Consider the following 15,487-nt stretch of genomic DNA (forward strand, 5'->3'; position numbering starts at 1 on the left):
GCCGCCACCCGGCCGGTGGCGGCACCCGGCGCGAAGCCGTGGGGTCAGGCGGTCAGAACGCGTCCTCGGGCAGGTCCATCACATCGAGCGTGACGGTCTCGGCCATCGCGCGCTGCACCCCGACGCCGGGCAGGATGTTCGTCGCGAAGAACTTCGCCGCGGCGACCTTGCCGGTGTAGAAGGCGGTGTCCTTCTGCGAGGCGTTCGGCAGCTTGTCCAGCGCCACGCCCGCGCCCCGCAGCAGCAGGTAGGCGACGACGACGTCGCCGGAGGCGAGCAGCAGCCGGGTGGTGTTGAGGCCGACCTTGTAGATCGAGCGGACGTCCTGCTCGGTGGCGGCGAGGTCGGTCAGCATGGTGCCGACGATGGCCTCCAGGTCGGCCGCGGCCTTCGCGAGCTGGTCGCGCGCGTCGGCGAGCTCGGCGCCGCCGGTGGCCTCGGCCAGGAACTTCTTGATCTCCTCGCTCAGCGCGGTCAGCGCCTGGCCCTGGTCGCGGACGATCTTCCGGAAGAAGTAGTCCTGGCCCTGGATTGCGGTGGTGCCCTCGTAGAGGGTGTCGATCTTGGCGTCCCTGATGTACTGCTCGACCGGGTATTCCTGGAGGTAGCCGGAGCCGCCGTAGGTCTGGAGCGACTGGGCAAGCTGCTCGTAGGACTTCTCGGAGCCGTAGCCCTTGACGATGGGCAGCAGCAGGTCGTTGAGCCCGTGCAGCTGCCCGGCGTCGGTGCCGGCGGCCTCGGCGACCTGGATGGCGTCCTGCACGGAGGCGGTGTAGAGCACCAGGGCGCGCATGCCCTCGGCGTACGCCTTCTGCGTCATCAGCGAGCGGCGCACGTCGGGGTGGTGGGAGATGGTGACCTTGGGGGCGGCCTTGTCCATGAACTGCGCCAGGTCGGGGCCCTGGACGCGCTCCTTGGCGTACTCCAGCGCGTTGAGGTAGCCGGTGGACAGCGTCGCGATGGCCTTCGTGCCGACCATCATGCGGGCGAACTCGATGATCCGGAACATCTGCCGGATGCCGTCGTGCTTGTCGCCGATCAGCCAGCCCTTGGCGGGGTGCCGGTCGCCGAAGGTCATCTCGCAGGTGTTGGACGCCTTCAGGCCCATCTTGTGCTCGACGTTGGTGGCGTAGACGCCGTTGCGGTCGCCGAGTTCGCCGGTCTCCTGGTCGAACTCGTACTTCGGCACCATGAAGAGCGACAGGCCCTTGGTGCCGGGGCCCGCGCCCTCGGGACGCGCCAGCACGTAGTGGATGATGTTCTCGGACATGTCGTGCTCGCCCGAGGTGATGAAGCGCTTGACGCCTGTTATGTGCCAGCTGCCGTCGTCCTGCTTGACGGCCTTGGTGCGGCCGGCGCCGACGTCGGAGCCCGCGTCGGGCTCGGTGAGGACCATGGTGGAGCCCCACTGCTTCTCCACCGCGAGCGCGGCGATCTTCTTCTGCTGCTCGGTGCCCTCGTCGTAGAGGATGCCGGCGAAGGCGGGGCCCGAGGAGTACATCCAGATCGCCGGGTTCGACCCGAGCACCAGTTCGGCGTAGGACCAGATCAGGGAGCGCGGCGCGGTGGTGCCGCCGATCTCCTCCGGCAGGCCGAGCCGCCAGTACTCGGCGTCCATGAAGGCCGCGTAGCTCTTCTTGAACGTGTCGGGCACCGGCGCGGTGTTGGTGTCGGGGTCGAAGACCGGCGGATTGCGGTCGGTGTCGGCGAAGGACTCGGCCAGCTCGTTCTCTGCCAGCCGGGCCAGCTCGGACAGGACGTCCTTCGCCGTGTCGGTGTCCATCTCGGCGAACGGACCCGTGCCGTAGAGCTGGTCGCGGCCGAGCACCTCGAAGAGGTTGAACTCGATGTCGCGGAGGTTCGACTTGTAGTGGCCCATGACGACGGCTCCGTATCGCTGCTGCTGTCACACTGCTGATGTCACAAGAACGTGCGTTCACATGATGCTACCCGTCGGTAATAAGAAGCAACCCCCGGCGCCCGGATGTGACGGGTCCCTCGCTCCCCCGGTGGCCTTTGGCCGCCGTTCCCCGATGGAGTCGCGGCGGTCACCGTTACGCTAGGGCCCGTGTACGGCTACGACCAGAGCGTGAATCCCGGCCAAGGGCCGGCTCCCGGCGGGGCCGCGCCCATGTCCGGCTACCCCGAGCCCTCGCCGCCGTCGCTGGCCGACGCCGTCCGCGCCTTCACCACGGGCTCGCTGTCGGCCGAGGACTTCCAGGCGATCTTCGCCACGTCCAAGGTCTACTGCCCGCGCGGCGAGAATCCCGGCTTCCTCGCGCTGCACGACACGCAGCAGCCGGTGATCCCGATGTTCAGCTCCCTCAAGGAGCTGCGGCGCTACGCGGGCAAGGAGTCGAAGTACTTCGTGATCACCGGCGCCGAGGTGCTCGACCTGCTGCCCACCGGCTACGGCTTCGTGCTCGACATCGACGGGCAGCACCGGATGGTCTTCGACGCCAAGGCGGTCGAGCAGATGGTGGACTTCACGATGCGCCGGATGTACGGCTGACCCTCCCCCTGTGACGGGCGTCACCCGGCCTCGGTCGGGTGAGGGAATGGTCACGCGTTGCGAGATGTTCAGAGTTCAACTACATTGGAACCGCAACGTCCACTAGGAGGTCCCCCCATGCCCGCCGTGACCGTAGAGAACCCGTTGACCCTGCCGCGCGTCACCGCACCGGCCGAGGGCCAGCCCCGCCAGGCACTGGCCGTCAGCACCGCGCCCGGCGGATTCGAAGGGGAGGGCTTCCCGGTGCGCCGCGCCTTCGCAGGCATTGACTACCGGCACCTCGACCCGTTCATCATGATGGACCAGATGGGCGAGGTGGACTACGCGGCCGGTGAGCCCAAGGGCACCCCCTGGCACCCGCACCGCGGCTTCGAGACCGTCACCTACATCATGGACGGCACCTTCATCCACCAGGACTCGCACGGTGGCGGCGGCACCATCACCAACGGCGACACCCAGTGGATGACCGCCGGGTCAGGGCTGCTGCACATCGAGACCCCGCCGGAGTCGCTGGTGCTCAGCGGCGGCCTCTTCCACGGCCTCCAGCTGTGGGTGAACCTCCCGAAGGCCGACAAGATGATGCCCCCGAAGTACCAGGACATCAGGGCCGGCGGCCTGAAGCTGCTCACCTCCCCCGACGGCGGCGCCCTCATCCGGCTCATCGCCGGCGACCTCGACGGCCACGTCGGCCCCGGCGCCACGCACACGCCGATCACCATGACCCACGTGTCCCTCAACGCCGGCGCCTCGGTCACCCTCCCCTGGCGCGCCGACTTCAACGCCCTCGCCTACGGCCTCGCCGGCACCGGCTTCGCCGGCCCCCAGTCCCGCCCGTTCGGCATGGGCCAGGCCGTGGTCTTCGGCGCCGGGGACACCCTCACCGTCCGCGCGGCCGACACCCAGGACTCCCGGTCGGCGAACTTCGAGTTCGTCCTGCTGGGCGGCCTCCCCATCCGCGAGCCGATGATGCAGTACGGCCCGTTCGTGATGAACACCCACGCCGAACTCGCCCAGGCCTTCGACGACTTCCAGGCCGGCCGGCTCGGCACCATCCCGGCGGACTCCCCCTACGGCCGCTGAGCCCGCCCGGGCGGGGGTCACCAGGGGTGACCCCCGCCCGGCCGCGGAGCCCCGCACGGCCGGGCGGCCGGGCAATTCGCTGTCCCGCCGCGGGACACGCCGGAGATGATCCCGCGCATGGCCGTGACCCAGCAGCTCGCGCGTGTATCCCTGCGATACCTCGAACAGTGCCGTGAGGCGGCCAGGACCTCGCCCTTCGGAGATCCGCAGTGGGATCCGCCTGAGGACGACACCATGGACCTGAGCTGGGGGGTGTGGGAGTTGCTGGGACTCTGTCGGCACACGCAACCCGATGCAGGCCAAATCCCGATACTCCGGCGCGCCATCAACGGGGACTCCGACTGCGGCGTCTCCTTCCTCGACCATCCCGCGGTGTACGACGGCTACGGCCCCCCTCCTACCCTCCTCACCCCGGCAGCCGTGGGTCACGTGGCGGGAGAACTGGCCGCCATGGACATCGGCCCTCTGCTGGAGGCCATCCCCGCGTACCGGGAGGCCGGCGGATTCTCCGGCTCCATCGCGGAGCACCGCACGTACCTCGTGGACCACTTCACCCTCCTGCGGGAGTTCTACCGGGCCGCCGGCAAGCGAGAGATGGCCGTGGTGACCTGGATCGATTGACGACGGCGATCCGTGCACGGCTCATCGCCCTGCCCTGGGTCGGCTGATCGGCACGGGCCTCGTCGAGTGCGACCCGGTTCCCGAGGGGAACAAGCGCCCGCCGGAGCCGCTCGGTTCATTAAGCTGAGCGGATGTCAGCCCTGAAAAGCGTTGTCTGGCCGCCTGAGGCGATCACGACCGAGCGGCTCGTGCTGCGCGGGTCCGAGGCACGGGACCGCCCCGCCTTCATCGAACTGCTGGCCTCGCCGGAGGTGCACACGTACCTCGGCGGGCCACGGTCGCGGGACGAACTGGAGCGCGAGATGCCCCGGGTGCCCGAGGGGTGGGCCGGGAGCTTCGTCGTCGAGCTCGACGGGGCCATGATCGGCCAGGTGCTGCTCAAGAGGGCGCCCGCGACCCATCGCCCGGCCGCCGCGGGCAAGGCCGACCTCGGCTACCTCTTCCTGCCGCGGGCGTGGGGATTCGGCTACGCGGCCGAGGCGTGCGCGGCGGCACTCGACTGGTTCGACGGTGTCCTTCCCGGTGAGCCGGTGGTGCTCGCCACCCAGACCGCCAACGTCAGGTCGATGCGCCTCGCGGCACAGCTGGGCTTCACCGAGGTGGAGCGCTTCCACGCCTGGGACGCCGAGCAGTGGCTCGGCCTGCGGGCCCCGGTGCGCCCTTGACGGGTGACCGCTCCTGCGGAGGGCGGCGAGGTGTCCGCGGCCGGCACGATTCCCCGTCATGACCTCCGATCGGTGGAGCACCCACACCCTCGTCCTCGGCTCCGGCAGCGTGTCCAAGCGATTCCGCGGCGGGGACCGCGACCGTGCCCTGCGCGAGTGGCGCGCCCTGCGGCTGCTCGACCGGTACGCGCCCGGCCTGGCTCCGGCGCCGCGGGAGGCGGATCTCGACGCGGCGGAGCCCACCGTGGTGATGTCCCGGCTTGCCGGGGTGCCGTTGCGGGGCATGCCGCTCGGCGACGCTCACGTCGAGGCGCTTGCCGCAGCGGTGACGCGACTGCACGACGCCCTGCCGCCGGACGTCCTGGCCGGCATTCCGCTGCGGCCAGGCCACCAGGGGGAGCTGATCGGCCACATCCGCTCGTGGCTCCCGAAGGCCCGCCCCCGCGTCGGCAAGCAGGTCGGGCAGGCCATGGACGAAGGCATGGCGTGGCTCGACCGGTCCGGGCTCGACCCCGTCTGCCCGCAGGACCTGCTCACCGCCTTCGGGCCCGGCGACGGAAACCTCGCGAACTACCTGTGGGACGGGCAACGCGTCCAGGTGGTCGACTTCGAGGACTCCGGCCGCAGCGACCGCGCCTTCGAACTGGCCGAGATCACCGAACACGTGGCCAGCTGGGTGGAGCACCCGCTCGACGTCCCCTCGTTCCTGGGACGGGTCGACCTGACGCCCGCGGAGTCCCTGCGGCTGCGGGACTGCCGCCGACTCCTTGCCCTCGTCTGGCTGTTCCTGCTCGCCTTCGATGACGCCGACGACCCGAGGAACCCTCCGGGCACGGCTGAGCGGCAGGCCGACCGCCTGCTGTCCCTGCTGGCCTGATCACCCGGGCAGGGCGCCTCCAGGAGGCGGCTGCGCGACCCGCGGCGGCGAAAAGGTGCGGCCGAAGTCCACCCTGCTGACCGTCGAATTCGCGTTGGCTACCATCGAGCAATCGCAAAGCGTCATACGCGTGCGCCGGTGGGAGCCGGCGCACTTGACGCCCGGGGGGAAGTCGCCTTGCGCAGTGTGGAGCCCGAAGACCTGGAGCAGTCGGCCACGTTGCTGGACGGCGCGGATCCGGCCAGCCTCAAGAACGGCACCGACTCGGCCTTCAGCAGGGCCGCCACGCTGGGGGTCACGTCGAAGCCGGCCGGGCTGCGGCCGATGGCCGCGTGGGTCACCGAGACGGCACCGGACCTGCGGCGGCGGGCGGCCGCGTACGGACGCCGGGTTCTGCGGCACCGCAGGGACCCGGACCGGCCCGACCGTCAGCTCCACCATGTCCGGCCACCTCATAGCTGGGGAAGAGCATGAGCGACGGCGACTTCGGGTTCGAGTTGGAGCCCTTCAAGGACCAGGTTCAGCGCGGGTTGAGCGGCGCAGTCGGGGTGTACGGCCCGGTGCGGGTCTTCTACGTCAAGCCGGAAGAGTGGCAGTCCGGGGACGTTTTCCGTACGGAGCTGGTCAGCGAACACCTTCCTGAGGCCCACGTGTCCGGGGTCGGGATGGGCGGTATCCCCTACATCAGCAGGTCGGCGACTCTCAGCGTGGGCGGAGTCACGGGCAGGCTCGACTACAACTCACTGCGGCTGCGCCGGTCTGCCCGGGCCTTGCGCATCAGCCTCGCCGACCGCGAGTACACCTACGCTTCGACCGGCTCCCATGCCGTCGAACTTCGCCGCGGCGGAAACCGGGTGACCCTCACCAACGGCAAGTGGGACCGCGAGCTCGGGCGGTACCGGCACGGAACCGTGCACGGGGACGTGGACGAGACCGACCTTGCCATCGCGCTCGTCTTCGAGAAGGTGGACGTCTCCTCGCTATCCGTCGGCGGGGTTCTGGCCAACGCGCCCATCAGGCTGCTCACCACTTCTGGAGACGGCGGCGGCGAATAGAAAGGGAGCGGCGCGTTCCATGAGCGACGGCGACTTCGGGTTCGAGTTGGAGCCCTTCAAGAACCAGGCACAGGAGGGGCTGAGCGGGACCGTCGGGGTGTACGGCCGGGTGCAGGTCTTCTGGGTCAAGCCGGTCCGGCCGCGTCAGGGGGGAGAGATCTTCCGCACGGAGGTTGTCAGCGAGCACCTTCCGGAGACGCACCTTTCCGGGATCGGCATGGGCGGGCAGCCGTACCTGAGCAAGAAGGCGGTCCTCAGCGTCGGAGGCCTGGAAGCCAGGCTCGTCTACAACGTCCTGGGGCTCCGCCGTACCTCCAGGGCCCTGCACATCGGCCTCGGCGACCGCGAGTACACCTACACCTCGACCGGCTCGTCCGCCTTCGAACTACGGCGTGACAACGCCCGGGTGGTGTTCAGCCAGGGCAAGTGGGTCCGTGCGGCCGGTGGTTGGCACCGGCACGGTGCCGTGCAGGGGGACGTGGACGAGACCGATCTCGCCATCGCGCTCGTCTTCGAGGCGGTGGACGTCTCATGGCTGTCCGTCGGTGGGGCTCTCTGGAGCGCGCCTTTCAGGTTGCTCAGTCCGCAATCCGACGGCGGCGGCGAATAGCCGCCCCCACGGACGGGGCGCTACTCGTCCTCCGCCGTCGTGAAGGGCGTCCTCGCGGGTGACCTGGCCCGGCAGGGTCGGCTCCTCGGGCTGCTCGCGGCCCACGAGCCGGGCCGCAGCCCTCTGCTTGCACGATGGCCCGCTCGGCGCGGCCCGATTCGGCGGTTCCGCCTTCAGAGCAGGTGGTCGGCCTTGCCGGCCTTGATCTCGCTGATCAGGGCGCGGAGCGCTTCACGGGAGTCGGTGAGGTGGTTTTCTTCCTGGCCGGCGATGGCTATGTAGCCGTTGCCGTCGGTGTCCGTGCCGAGGCGGAAGCAGTTGCTGCCGTCCTGACAGAAGGGGGCTTCCCAGGTGATGTCGGACACGGTGGGCTCTCCTAGAGCTGGGATGCGATGGCGTGCATGAGGTCAAGGGTCTTCTCCGGCGGAAGAGCGATGCGTTGCATCTCGTCGAGCTGTAGCCGGTACTTGCACAACTGCGCCTCGGGGTGGATGAATTCCACGACTGTGGCCCGGTCCAGCTCGACGGTGTCCAGGCGCGGCACTTGGGCTCGGGCGTACAGGATGGACTGGCCCGAGCCCGGGAAGGCGCCTGCCGAGAACGGGATGGCCTGGATGGTGACGTTGTCGCGGTCGGCTGCGGCCATGAGATGGGCGAGCTGGTCACGGAGGACGGACCGTCCTCCCACCTCGGTGCGTAGTGCGCCCTCGTGGACGACGAGTTCGTACGGCGGGGCGCCCGCGCGGTCGATCGCCCGGTGGCGTTGCACGCGGTGGGCGACTCTGGCGTCGAACTCGGCTTCGGGCAAAGGCGGGATGGCGGCGCAGAACAAGGCGCGGGCGTAGCGCTCGGTCTGGAACTGGCCCGGCATGTGCGTCATGGTGCTCACCCGCAGGCCGTGGGCGTGCCACTCCAGTTCGGCGATGTCGAGGAAGGTGGAGGGGAGGACGTCCCGGTACTCCTCCCACCACCCCTGTACGCGGTCGCCGCACATGGCGACGAGTGCATCGATCAGCGCCTGATCGGTGCACTCGTAGGCGAAGGCGATCCGCTGCACCCGCTCGGGGCTGACCCCGTGGCGCCCGGCCTCGGTACTGGAGATGACGGTCCGGTTGGTGTCCAGCAGGGCGGCTGCCTGCTCGGTGGACAGTCCGGCGTCCTCCCGCAGCTTGCGAAGCTCCGCACCCAGGCGCTGTCGGCGTGCGGACGGGTTGCTTCTCGGCGGCATGTATGTCCTTCCTCCGTGGCTCATTTTGCCGTGCGGGGAGTACCCGGTCCAACGGGTCGTCAGAAACGCATGGCACATGTGCTCCCGATGGCTTACTGTAGTACCTCGTACTACGCAGCGCACTACCGGAAGTGCACCGCGCGAGTGTGCCTGTCCGCCCTGGGACAGGTGTGTTCGCGACCAGGGCGGCATGCCACCGGACGACGCCGAACACCTCACTCTCGCAACGGAGTTCGCCATGCCCGAAGTCCCTGTCGTGCCCACCGTCTGGCGCTTTCCCGCGCACCCCGCTTCGGTCAGGCGGGCGCGCCATGCCGTGGCCGAAGCCCTGCCGCACGGGCTGGCCCCCGGGCTCGGCTCGGAGCTGGGCCTGATCACCAGCGAGCTGGTCACCAACGCGGTGCGGTACGGCACTTGCGGCGATGACGTCGTCGAACTCGTCCTGTGGCCGGCGGACGGCCACTACTGGCTGGCGGTCTCGGATCCGGGTGCGGGCAGGCCCGCGCTCGGCCACCTGCCGCCGGACGACGCCGAGTCGGGTCGCGGGCTGCTGCTGGTGGACTCGCTCGCCGCTGTGTGGGCGGTGGTCCCCCGCCGGTGCCGCGGCAAGTCCGTCGTGGCGGGACTGGCACTGACCGGTGAGCCCGGCGCGGGGCGTGGGTAGTGAGTGCCCATGGGAGCCGAGCGGGCACGTCGTACGGGGAGCGGGGGCGGCGCGTGATCCGGGTCGTGGAGCTGACGTACTACCCGGTCAAGGGCTGCGCGGGGGTCCCGGCGGAGGACGCCGTGCTGACTCCCGCGGGGCTCGCGCACGACCGCAGCTTCATGGTCGTCAGCGAGGAGGGCGTCTTCAGGAGCCAGCGGCGCGACCCGCGGCTGGCGCTGATCCGCCCCGAGGTGGGCGCGGGCGGCCTGCTGACCCTGCGCGCGCCCGGCGCCGAGCCGGTGGGCATCGACGTGGACACCTCGGCCGCACGGCGGGAGGTGGACCTTTTCGGGAAGCCGTACCGGGGCATCGACCAGGGCGCCACCGCCGCCGGGTGGCTGTCGGAGGTGCTCGGCGCGCCGAGCCGGCTGGTGCGGGTGCCGCCGGAGCACGACCGGGTGACCGACGGCAGGACACCCGGCACCTCCGGCTACGCGGACAGCTGCGCGCTGCACCTGCTGTCGCGGTCCTCGCTCGACCTGCTGAACGCGCGGCTGGCCGAGCGGGGCGCGGCGCCCCTGCCGATGAACCGCTTCCGGCCGAATCTCGTGGTCGACGGCTGGGACGAGCCGCATGTCGAGGACCGCGCCCGCCGGGTCGTGGTCGGCGGCGCGGAGCTGGGCTACGCCAAGCTCGCCATCCGCTGCGCGGTCACCATGGTCGACCAGGAGTCCGCCGCCAGGGACGGGCCTGAGCCGTTGCGCACCCTGGCCGGCTACCGCAGGGCGGCCGAGGGGGGCGTCGCCTTCGGCGTGAAGTTCGCCGTGCTGCGGCCGGGGAAGCTGTCCGTGGGCGACGAGGTGGTCGTCGGTTCGTGGGGGGTGTCCGAGCTGTAAACACCATCGGCACTGCGGGGTGCGCCGTCACGGCTCGGGGGTGGCTCACTCGTAGAGCTCGAACCAGGTGGACTTCCCGTCGCCCCGCGGGTCCACGCCCCAGGCGTCGGCCAGCTCCTCCATCAGCAGCAGGCCGCGGCCCGAGGAGGCCATCTCGCCGGGGGAGCGGCGGTGGGGCATGTCGTCGGAGGCGTCTCCGACGTCGACATGCAGGCGGCGGGTGCCGGGCATGCCGGTGACCTGGGCGAGGAGGAAGGCGTCGCCGTCGGTGTGGACCAGGACGTTGGTGACGGCCTCGGAGACCAGCAGGACCGCGGAGTCGATCTGGTCGGCCGACGACCAGTCGTGCAGCAGCGAGCGGATGGCCTCACGGCACGAGCGGATCTGGCCCGGGTCGGCCTGGGCGACGGAGATGACGGTGCGGCGGACCGGGACCGCGCAGGTGGGGCCGTCGGGGTCGCGGCGCAGCAGCACCAGGGCGACGTCGTCCTCGCGGCGGTCCGCGAGCGGGCCCGTGGTGTGGTGCGACGCCGGGCCGTGGACGGCGCGCACCAGGGAGTCGGCAAGCACCTCCAGGTCGTCGGCGGGGCCCGCGGCCAGTGCCTCGGACAGCCGGCGCCTGCCGGTCTCCAGGTCGTGGCCGCCGGTCTCGATCAGGCCGTCGGTGCACAGCAGCAGCACCTCGCCGGGCTCCAGGACCATCCTGGTGGTGGGGTAGTCGGCGTCAGGTTCGATGCCGAGCGGCAGGCCCACGGCGGTGCGCCGCACGATGGTGGTGCCGTCGCCGAGGCGTATCGCGGGCTCGGGGTGGCCGGCGCGTACGACGTCCAGGGTGCCGGTGAGCGGGTCGATCTCCGCGTAGAGGCAGGTCGCGAAGCGTGCGTCGGAGGAGTGCTCGTCGGCGAGCCCGGAAAGGAAGCGGGAGGCGCGGGAGAGCACCGCGTCCGGCCCGTGGCCCTCGGCCGCGTAGGCCCGCAGTGCGATCCGCAGCTGGCCCATCAGGCCCGCGGCCTTGACGTCGTGGCCCTGGACGTCGCCGATCACGACGGCGGTGCGTCCTGAGGGCAGGTTGATCACGTCGTACCAGTCGCCACCGACCTGGAGGCCGCCGCCGGTGGGGACGTAGCGGGCGGCCACCGCCATACCGGTGACGCCGGGTTTGCGCGCCGGCATCATCGTCCGCTGGAGGCCGTCGGTCAGCGCGCGCTCCGACTCGTGCAGGCCCGCCCTCGACAGCGCCTGGCCGAGCATCCTGGCCACCGTGGTGAGAACCGCGCGCTCGTCCGGGGTGAAGGCGACCGGTTCGCGGAAGGCCGCCATCCACGCGCCGGTGGTGGTCCCTGCGACGACCAGCGGCAGATACGCCCACGACACCCGCCCGTAGGGCTTGACCAGCGGCCATGTGGCGGGGAAGCGCTCCGCGTAGTCCTCGGGGGAGGCCACGTAGACCGCCTGGCCGGTGCGGGCGACCTGGGCGGCCGGGTAGTCGGTGCTCAGCGGCATGTCGAGCAGGGCGCCGTCGGAGATCTCCTGGCCGTGGTGGCCGATGATGGCCAGCCGGTCGCCCTCGATGCCGAAGACGGCCAGGCCGTCGGGCGAGAAGCCGGGCATCGACAGGGTGGCCGCGACCCGCAGCACCTCGGCAGTGGAGTCCGCCTCGGCCAGTGCGCGGCCCGCGTCCAGCAGGAAGGCCTCCCTGGCGCGCCGCCAGTCCCGGGTCGCCGTCTCGCCAGGGGTCCTGTCGCCCGAGGCCAGCGCGTTGTGCACCTCGTGCAGGATGCCGCTGATCACCCTGCCGCGCGGCGCGACCGTGGCCCGCAGCGTACGCAGCACCTTGCCGTCGTCGCCGACCACCCGCACCAGCGCCTCGGCGACACTGCCCTCCGCGCCGGCCAGCGAGACCGCGGCGCTGAGCGACACGTAGTCGGCGGCGTGGAGGCAGGCCCGTATCGCGGTCGAACGGTGCGTGGCAGCGCCTCCCGTGAGTCCGAGGAGGTGTGCCGCACAACCGTCCACCGTGACATTGCCGGTGCCCTCGTCCCACTGCCACACGCCTGATCCGACGGCGGCGAGGACGTCCTCGGTGTGCATTGTCCCAGTTTATGGGGTGTCGGATGGTATGAGCCAATGTGCCCACAGCGCACCCACAGGGTGCCGGACGCCGCCCGCCGGGCTCCGCCGGGCGTGTGGCGCGGATACGCGGATGAGGAGGCGCCCCCGGCGCCGGTAGGCTGTGCGGGTTCCCCACCATCGCGACGACCTGACGACTTGGACGAACCACGATGCACCGGTACCGGTCACACACCTGCGGAGAGCTGCGCGCCACCGACGTCGACACCGACGTCCGCCTGTCCGGCTGGCTGCACAATCGTCGTGACCTGGGCGGCATCCTCTTCGTCGACCTGCGCGACCACTACGGCTTCACCCAGCTCGTGGTGCGCCCGGGGTCGCCCGTCTACGACCGGCTGAGCAGCCAGTCCAAGGAGTCCGTCGTCCGCGTCGACGGCCGGGTCCTGGCCCGCTCGGCGGAGAACGTCAACCCCGAGCTGCCGACCGGCGAGGTCGAGGTCGACGTGACCTCCCTCGAAGTGCTCGGCGCCGCCGACCCGCTGCCCTTCCCGGTCTTCCCCGAGGACAGCGCCAACGAGGAGATGCGGCTCACCAACCGCTTCCTCGACCTGCGCCGCCAGCGGATGCACCGCAACATCATGCTGCGCACCCAGGTCATCTCCTTCCTGCGCCGCGAGATGACCGCGCTCGGCTTCAACGAGATGGCCACCCCGATCCTGTCGGCCACCTCTCCCGAGGGCGCCCGCGACTTCCTGGTGCCCTCCCGGGTGCACGCGGGGAAGTTCTACGCGCTGCCGCAGGCCCCGCAGCAGTTCAAGCAGCTGCTGATGATCTCCGGCTTCGACCGCTACTTCCAGATCGCACCCTGCTTCCGCGACGAGGACTCGCGCGCCGACCGCTCGCCCGGCGAGTTCTACCAGCTCGACGTCGAGATGAGCTTCGTCGAGCAGGAGGACGTCTTCGGCGTCATCGAGAAGGTGATGACCGACCTGTTCAACGAGCTGGGCGGCGGCCGCACCGTCACCTCGCCCTTCCCGCGCATCCCCTTCCGCGAGTCGATGCTCAAGTACGGCAACGACAAGCCGGACCTGCGCACCTCGCTCGAACTGGTCGACGTATCCGAGGTCTTCGCCGGCTCCGGTTTCAAGGCCTTCGCCGGCAAGCACGTCCGCGCGCTGGCCGTGCACGACACCGCGGACCAGCCGCGCAAGTTCTTCGACCAGCTCGGCGACTACGCCGTCTCGCTCGGCGCCAAGGGCCTCGCCTGGGTCCGGGTCGGCGAGGGCAACGCGCTGACCGGGCCGATCGCCAAATTCCTCACCGAGGACGACGTGGCGGCGCTGCTCGCCGCGGTCGGCGGCAAGGCGGGCACCGCGATCTTCTTCGGCGCGGGCGACTTCGACGAGGTCTCGAAGATCATGGGCCCGGTCCGGGTCGAGGCCGCCAAGCGGGTCGGGCAGTTCGACGAGGGCGTCTTCCGCTTCTGCTGGATCGTGGACTTCCCGATGTTCGAGCGCAACGAGGACACCGGGGCCGTCGAGTTCTCGCACAACCCCTTCTCGATGCCGCAGGGCGGCCTCGAGGCGCTGGAGACCAAGGACCCGCTGGACATCCTCGCGTGGCAGTACGACATCGTCTGCAACGGCATCGAGCTGTCGTCCGGCGCGATCCGGAACCACGAGCCGGACGTGATGTACAAGGCGTTCGAGATCGCCGGGTACACGCGGGAGACCGTCGAGGCGGAGTTCGGCGGAATGCTGCGCGCCTTCCACTTCGGCGCGCCGCCGCACGGCGGGATCGCCCCGGGTGTCGACCGTATGGTCATGCTGCTCGCGGACGAGCCGAACATCCGGGAGACCATCGCCTTCCCGCTCAACCAGCACGCGCAGGACCTGCTGATGGGCGCGCCGTCGGAGGTCGAGGAGACCCGGCTGCGCGAGCTGCACATCCAGCTGCGCAAGAAGTAAGGCGCAGGCGACACGCGTGAGGCGGCGTCCCCCGGTGGGGGGCGCCGCCTCACGCGTGCGGGTCGCCGGTCAGGGGGAGTGGACCCAGACCAGGAGCAGGTAGCCGCCGAAGTAGCCGGAGATCAGGGTCATCGTGGTCACCACGGTGACCGTCGTGGCGGTCTTCGCCCTGGCCAGCGCGAGGGCAGGCGGCAGCAGCAGCGGGAAGGCCGCGACCAGGAAGCGGGCCTTGGCGTGGTAGTAGCCCGACCCGCCGATCGAGGTCGCCAGCAGCAGGGCGCTGAAAAGCAGCAGCTGCCACGGCTGGCGCTGGGCCACGGCGAGCGCGAAGAGGGCCACCGCCAGCAGCAGCACCAGCGTCACGGCGTAGAGGTCGAGCGGCGACTCGCCGCCCAGGATGTGGCGTGCGTTGGTGACGGTGAAGCGGCCGCCGTCCCAGGACGATCCCCAGCCGTCCTTCTGCACGTGGAACCAGCCGTCGAGGCGGTGCAGCCGCCTGCCCACCCAGAGCATGTAGCCCAGCCAGCCGGCCGGCGCGAGCAGCAGCGCCGCCCACGCCCGCCAGGCGGCCGGCCTGCGGATGACGGCGAACAGCGCGGAAAGGCACACGGCCGGTATGAGGGCGGTGGCGGTGGGGCGGGACAGCCCGGCGAGCAGGCAGAGCCCGCCCGCGGTGAGCCAGCGCTCGTCGAGCACGGCGTAGAGGGTCCACACGGCGAGCGCGGTGAACAGGCTCTCGGTGTAGGCCATCGACTCGACGATCGCGTGCGGGATGCAGCCCCACAGCAGGGCGAGCAGCACGCCGGTGCGCGGGTCGTGCAGCTTGCTGCCGAGCGCGTACAGGCCCCAGGCGGTGGCGGCGGCGAAGACCCAGGCCAGCACGATGCCGGTGGCAGCCGCGCCGACCGGGGAGACGGCGGAGACGGCTCGCACCGACTCGGGGTAGAGCGGGAAGAAGGCGAGGTTGCTCTTGAGCGGCGAGCCGTGGTCGTAGCCGTGCTGGACGATGCCGAGGAACCAGATGGAGTCCCATTTACGGCCGAGCAGGCCGCCCAGGCTCTGGTGGTCCGAGCGCGCCCACAGCCAGAGGATTCCGGTCGCGACCAGCCTGACCAGCAGGTATCCGCCGATGGCGGGGGCTGCCGCGCGTGCCGAGGCCCGTACCGTGTCCCTTGTCCTGGTGCGGGCGCCTGGCGTGGGGCTGTCCTGCGCCGGGTCCACGAGCCCCATGGTGCTCCCTGCGGGCACGTGGCCTCCGTC

Annotated in this window: 16 protein-coding genes; 11 read left to right on the forward strand and 5 right to left on the reverse strand. The window is 70.9% G+C overall.

The features are described from left to right. Positions 1-52 precede the first annotated feature (52 nt). Positions 53-1,879 (reverse strand): acyl-CoA dehydrogenase, encoded by a 1,827-nt coding sequence (locus ACGFMP_RS03395; RefSeq protein ID WP_393669954.1) that lies wholly within the window; start codon positions 1,877-1,879, stop codon positions 53-55. A 189-nt stretch (positions 1,880-2,068) separates the two neighbouring features. On the opposite strand from ACGFMP_RS03395, the gene ACGFMP_RS03400 reads away from it, so the two are divergent. The 8 genes from ACGFMP_RS03400 to ACGFMP_RS03435 all read left to right on the forward strand — a co-directional run bounded on the left by ACGFMP_RS03400 (position 2,069) and on the right by ACGFMP_RS03435 (position 7,420). Continuing rightward, the gene (locus tag ACGFMP_RS03400; protein WP_393669956.1) at positions 2,069-2,512 is read left to right on the forward strand and encodes an SseB family protein; all 444 of its coding nucleotides are present in this window, start codon (positions 2,069-2,071) and stop codon (positions 2,510-2,512) included. Positions 2,513-2,629: 117 nt separating this feature from the next. Then, a complete protein-coding gene (locus ACGFMP_RS03405) occupies positions 2,630-3,592 on the forward strand; it encodes a pirin family protein (protein WP_393669957.1) in 963 nt (320 codons plus the stop codon). Positions 3,593-3,709: 117 nt separating this feature from the next. Then, entirely contained in the window at positions 3,710-4,213 is a 504-nt protein-coding gene (locus ACGFMP_RS03410; RefSeq protein WP_393669958.1) for a DUF1877 domain-containing protein, read from the forward strand. A gap of 131 nt (positions 4,214-4,344) precedes the next feature. Then, positions 4,345-4,878 carry a GNAT family N-acetyltransferase gene (locus tag ACGFMP_RS03415; RefSeq protein WP_393669959.1) on the forward strand — a complete coding sequence of 178 codons (534 nt, stop codon included), beginning with the start codon at positions 4,345-4,347 and terminating at the stop codon, positions 4,876-4,878. Positions 4,879-4,936: 58 nt separating this feature from the next. After that, positions 4,937-5,755, forward strand: coding sequence for a phosphotransferase family protein (locus tag ACGFMP_RS03420; protein WP_393669960.1), 819 nt, complete (start codon positions 4,937-4,939; stop codon positions 5,753-5,755). A gap of 177 nt (positions 5,756-5,932) precedes the next feature. Then, positions 5,933-6,229, forward strand: a complete 297-nt coding sequence (locus ACGFMP_RS03425) for a hypothetical protein (RefSeq protein ID WP_393669961.1) — start codon at positions 5,933-5,935, stop codon at positions 6,227-6,229. Then, positions 6,226-6,810: a hypothetical protein gene (locus tag ACGFMP_RS03430; protein WP_393669962.1), complete on the forward strand. Its 585-nt coding sequence runs from the start codon at positions 6,226-6,228 to the stop codon at positions 6,808-6,810. Before ACGFMP_RS03425 ends, ACGFMP_RS03430 begins: the two co-directional genes overlap by 4 nt. A gap of 19 nt (positions 6,811-6,829) precedes the next feature. Further along, on the forward strand, positions 6,830-7,420 hold the full coding sequence (locus ACGFMP_RS03435; RefSeq protein ID WP_393669964.1) for a hypothetical protein: 591 nt from the start codon (positions 6,830-6,832) through the stop codon (positions 7,418-7,420). Between the two features lie 173 nt (positions 7,421-7,593). On the opposite strand, the gene ACGFMP_RS03440 is transcribed toward ACGFMP_RS03435, so the two are convergent. Beyond that, positions 7,594-7,785, reverse strand: coding sequence for a hypothetical protein (locus ACGFMP_RS03440; protein ID WP_393669965.1), 192 nt, complete (start codon positions 7,783-7,785; stop codon positions 7,594-7,596). 11 nt (positions 7,786-7,796) lie between these two features. Then, on the reverse strand, positions 7,797-8,648 hold the full coding sequence (locus ACGFMP_RS03445; RefSeq protein ID WP_393669966.1) for a helix-turn-helix domain-containing protein: 852 nt from the start codon (positions 8,646-8,648) through the stop codon (positions 7,797-7,799). 238 nt (positions 8,649-8,886) lie between these two features. On the opposite strand from ACGFMP_RS03445, the gene ACGFMP_RS03450 reads away from it, so the two are divergent. Further along, positions 8,887-9,312 carry an ATP-binding protein gene (locus tag ACGFMP_RS03450; RefSeq protein WP_393669967.1) on the forward strand — a complete coding sequence of 142 codons (426 nt, stop codon included), beginning with the start codon at positions 8,887-8,889 and terminating at the stop codon, positions 9,310-9,312. A gap of 53 nt (positions 9,313-9,365) precedes the next feature. Beyond that, positions 9,366-10,190, forward strand: a complete 825-nt coding sequence (locus tag ACGFMP_RS03455) for an MOSC domain-containing protein (protein WP_393669969.1) — start codon at positions 9,366-9,368, stop codon at positions 10,188-10,190. Positions 10,191-10,235: 45 nt separating this feature from the next. Here the strand turns inward: ACGFMP_RS03455 and ACGFMP_RS03460 are convergent, their stop codons facing one another. Further along, positions 10,236-12,281 (reverse strand): SpoIIE family protein phosphatase, encoded by a 2,046-nt coding sequence (locus ACGFMP_RS03460; RefSeq protein ID WP_393669970.1) that lies wholly within the window; start codon positions 12,279-12,281, stop codon positions 10,236-10,238. 191 nt (positions 12,282-12,472) lie between these two features. Here ACGFMP_RS03460 and aspS point away from each other — a divergent pair, with 191 nt between their 5' ends. Further along, a complete protein-coding gene (gene aspS / locus ACGFMP_RS03465; RefSeq protein WP_393669971.1) occupies positions 12,473-14,227 on the forward strand; it encodes an aspartate--tRNA ligase in 1,755 nt (584 codons plus the stop codon). A 69-nt stretch (positions 14,228-14,296) separates the two neighbouring features. On the opposite strand, the gene ACGFMP_RS03470 is transcribed toward aspS, so the two are convergent. Beyond that, on the reverse strand, positions 14,297-15,475 hold the full coding sequence (locus tag ACGFMP_RS03470; protein ID WP_393669972.1) for a hypothetical protein: 1,179 nt from the start codon (positions 15,473-15,475) through the stop codon (positions 14,297-14,299). Between the last annotated feature and the right edge of the window lie 12 nt (positions 15,476-15,487).

Origin of the sequence: Streptomyces sp. NPDC049040 (assembly GCF_043197715.1) — a bacterium.
In the GTDB taxonomy this organism is placed as follows: Bacteria; Actinomycetota; Actinomycetes; order Streptomycetales; family Streptomycetaceae; genus Actinacidiphila.

Excerpts from the sequence above, each read along its gene's own strand:
- ACGFMP_RS03395 (WP_393669954.1), bottom strand. The coding sequence starts at position 1,879 with ATGGGCCACTACAAGTCGAACCTCCGCGACATCGAGTTCAACCTCTTC.
- ACGFMP_RS03405 (WP_393669957.1), top strand. The coding sequence starts at position 2,630 with ATGCCCGCCGTGACCGTAGAGAACCCGTTGACCCTGCCGCGCGTCACC.
- ACGFMP_RS03410 (WP_393669958.1), top strand. The coding sequence starts at position 3,710 with ATGGCCGTGACCCAGCAGCTCGCGCGTGTATCCCTGCGATACCTCGAA.
- ACGFMP_RS03415 (WP_393669959.1), top strand. The coding sequence starts at position 4,345 with ATGTCAGCCCTGAAAAGCGTTGTCTGGCCGCCTGAGGCGATCACGACC.
- ACGFMP_RS03420 (WP_393669960.1), top strand. The coding sequence starts at position 4,937 with ATGACCTCCGATCGGTGGAGCACCCACACCCTCGTCCTCGGCTCCGGC.
- ACGFMP_RS03430 (WP_393669962.1), top strand. The coding sequence starts at position 6,226 with ATGAGCGACGGCGACTTCGGGTTCGAGTTGGAGCCCTTCAAGGACCAG.
- ACGFMP_RS03435 (WP_393669964.1), top strand. The coding sequence starts at position 6,830 with ATGAGCGACGGCGACTTCGGGTTCGAGTTGGAGCCCTTCAAGAACCAG.
- ACGFMP_RS03445 (WP_393669966.1), bottom strand. The coding sequence starts at position 8,648 with ATGCCGCCGAGAAGCAACCCGTCCGCACGCCGACAGCGCCTGGGTGCG.
- ACGFMP_RS03450 (WP_393669967.1), top strand. The coding sequence starts at position 8,887 with ATGCCCGAAGTCCCTGTCGTGCCCACCGTCTGGCGCTTTCCCGCGCAC.
- ACGFMP_RS03460 (WP_393669970.1), bottom strand. The coding sequence starts at position 12,281 with ATGCACACCGAGGACGTCCTCGCCGCCGTCGGATCAGGCGTGTGGCAG.
- aspS (WP_393669971.1), top strand. The coding sequence starts at position 12,473 with ATGCACCGGTACCGGTCACACACCTGCGGAGAGCTGCGCGCCACCGAC.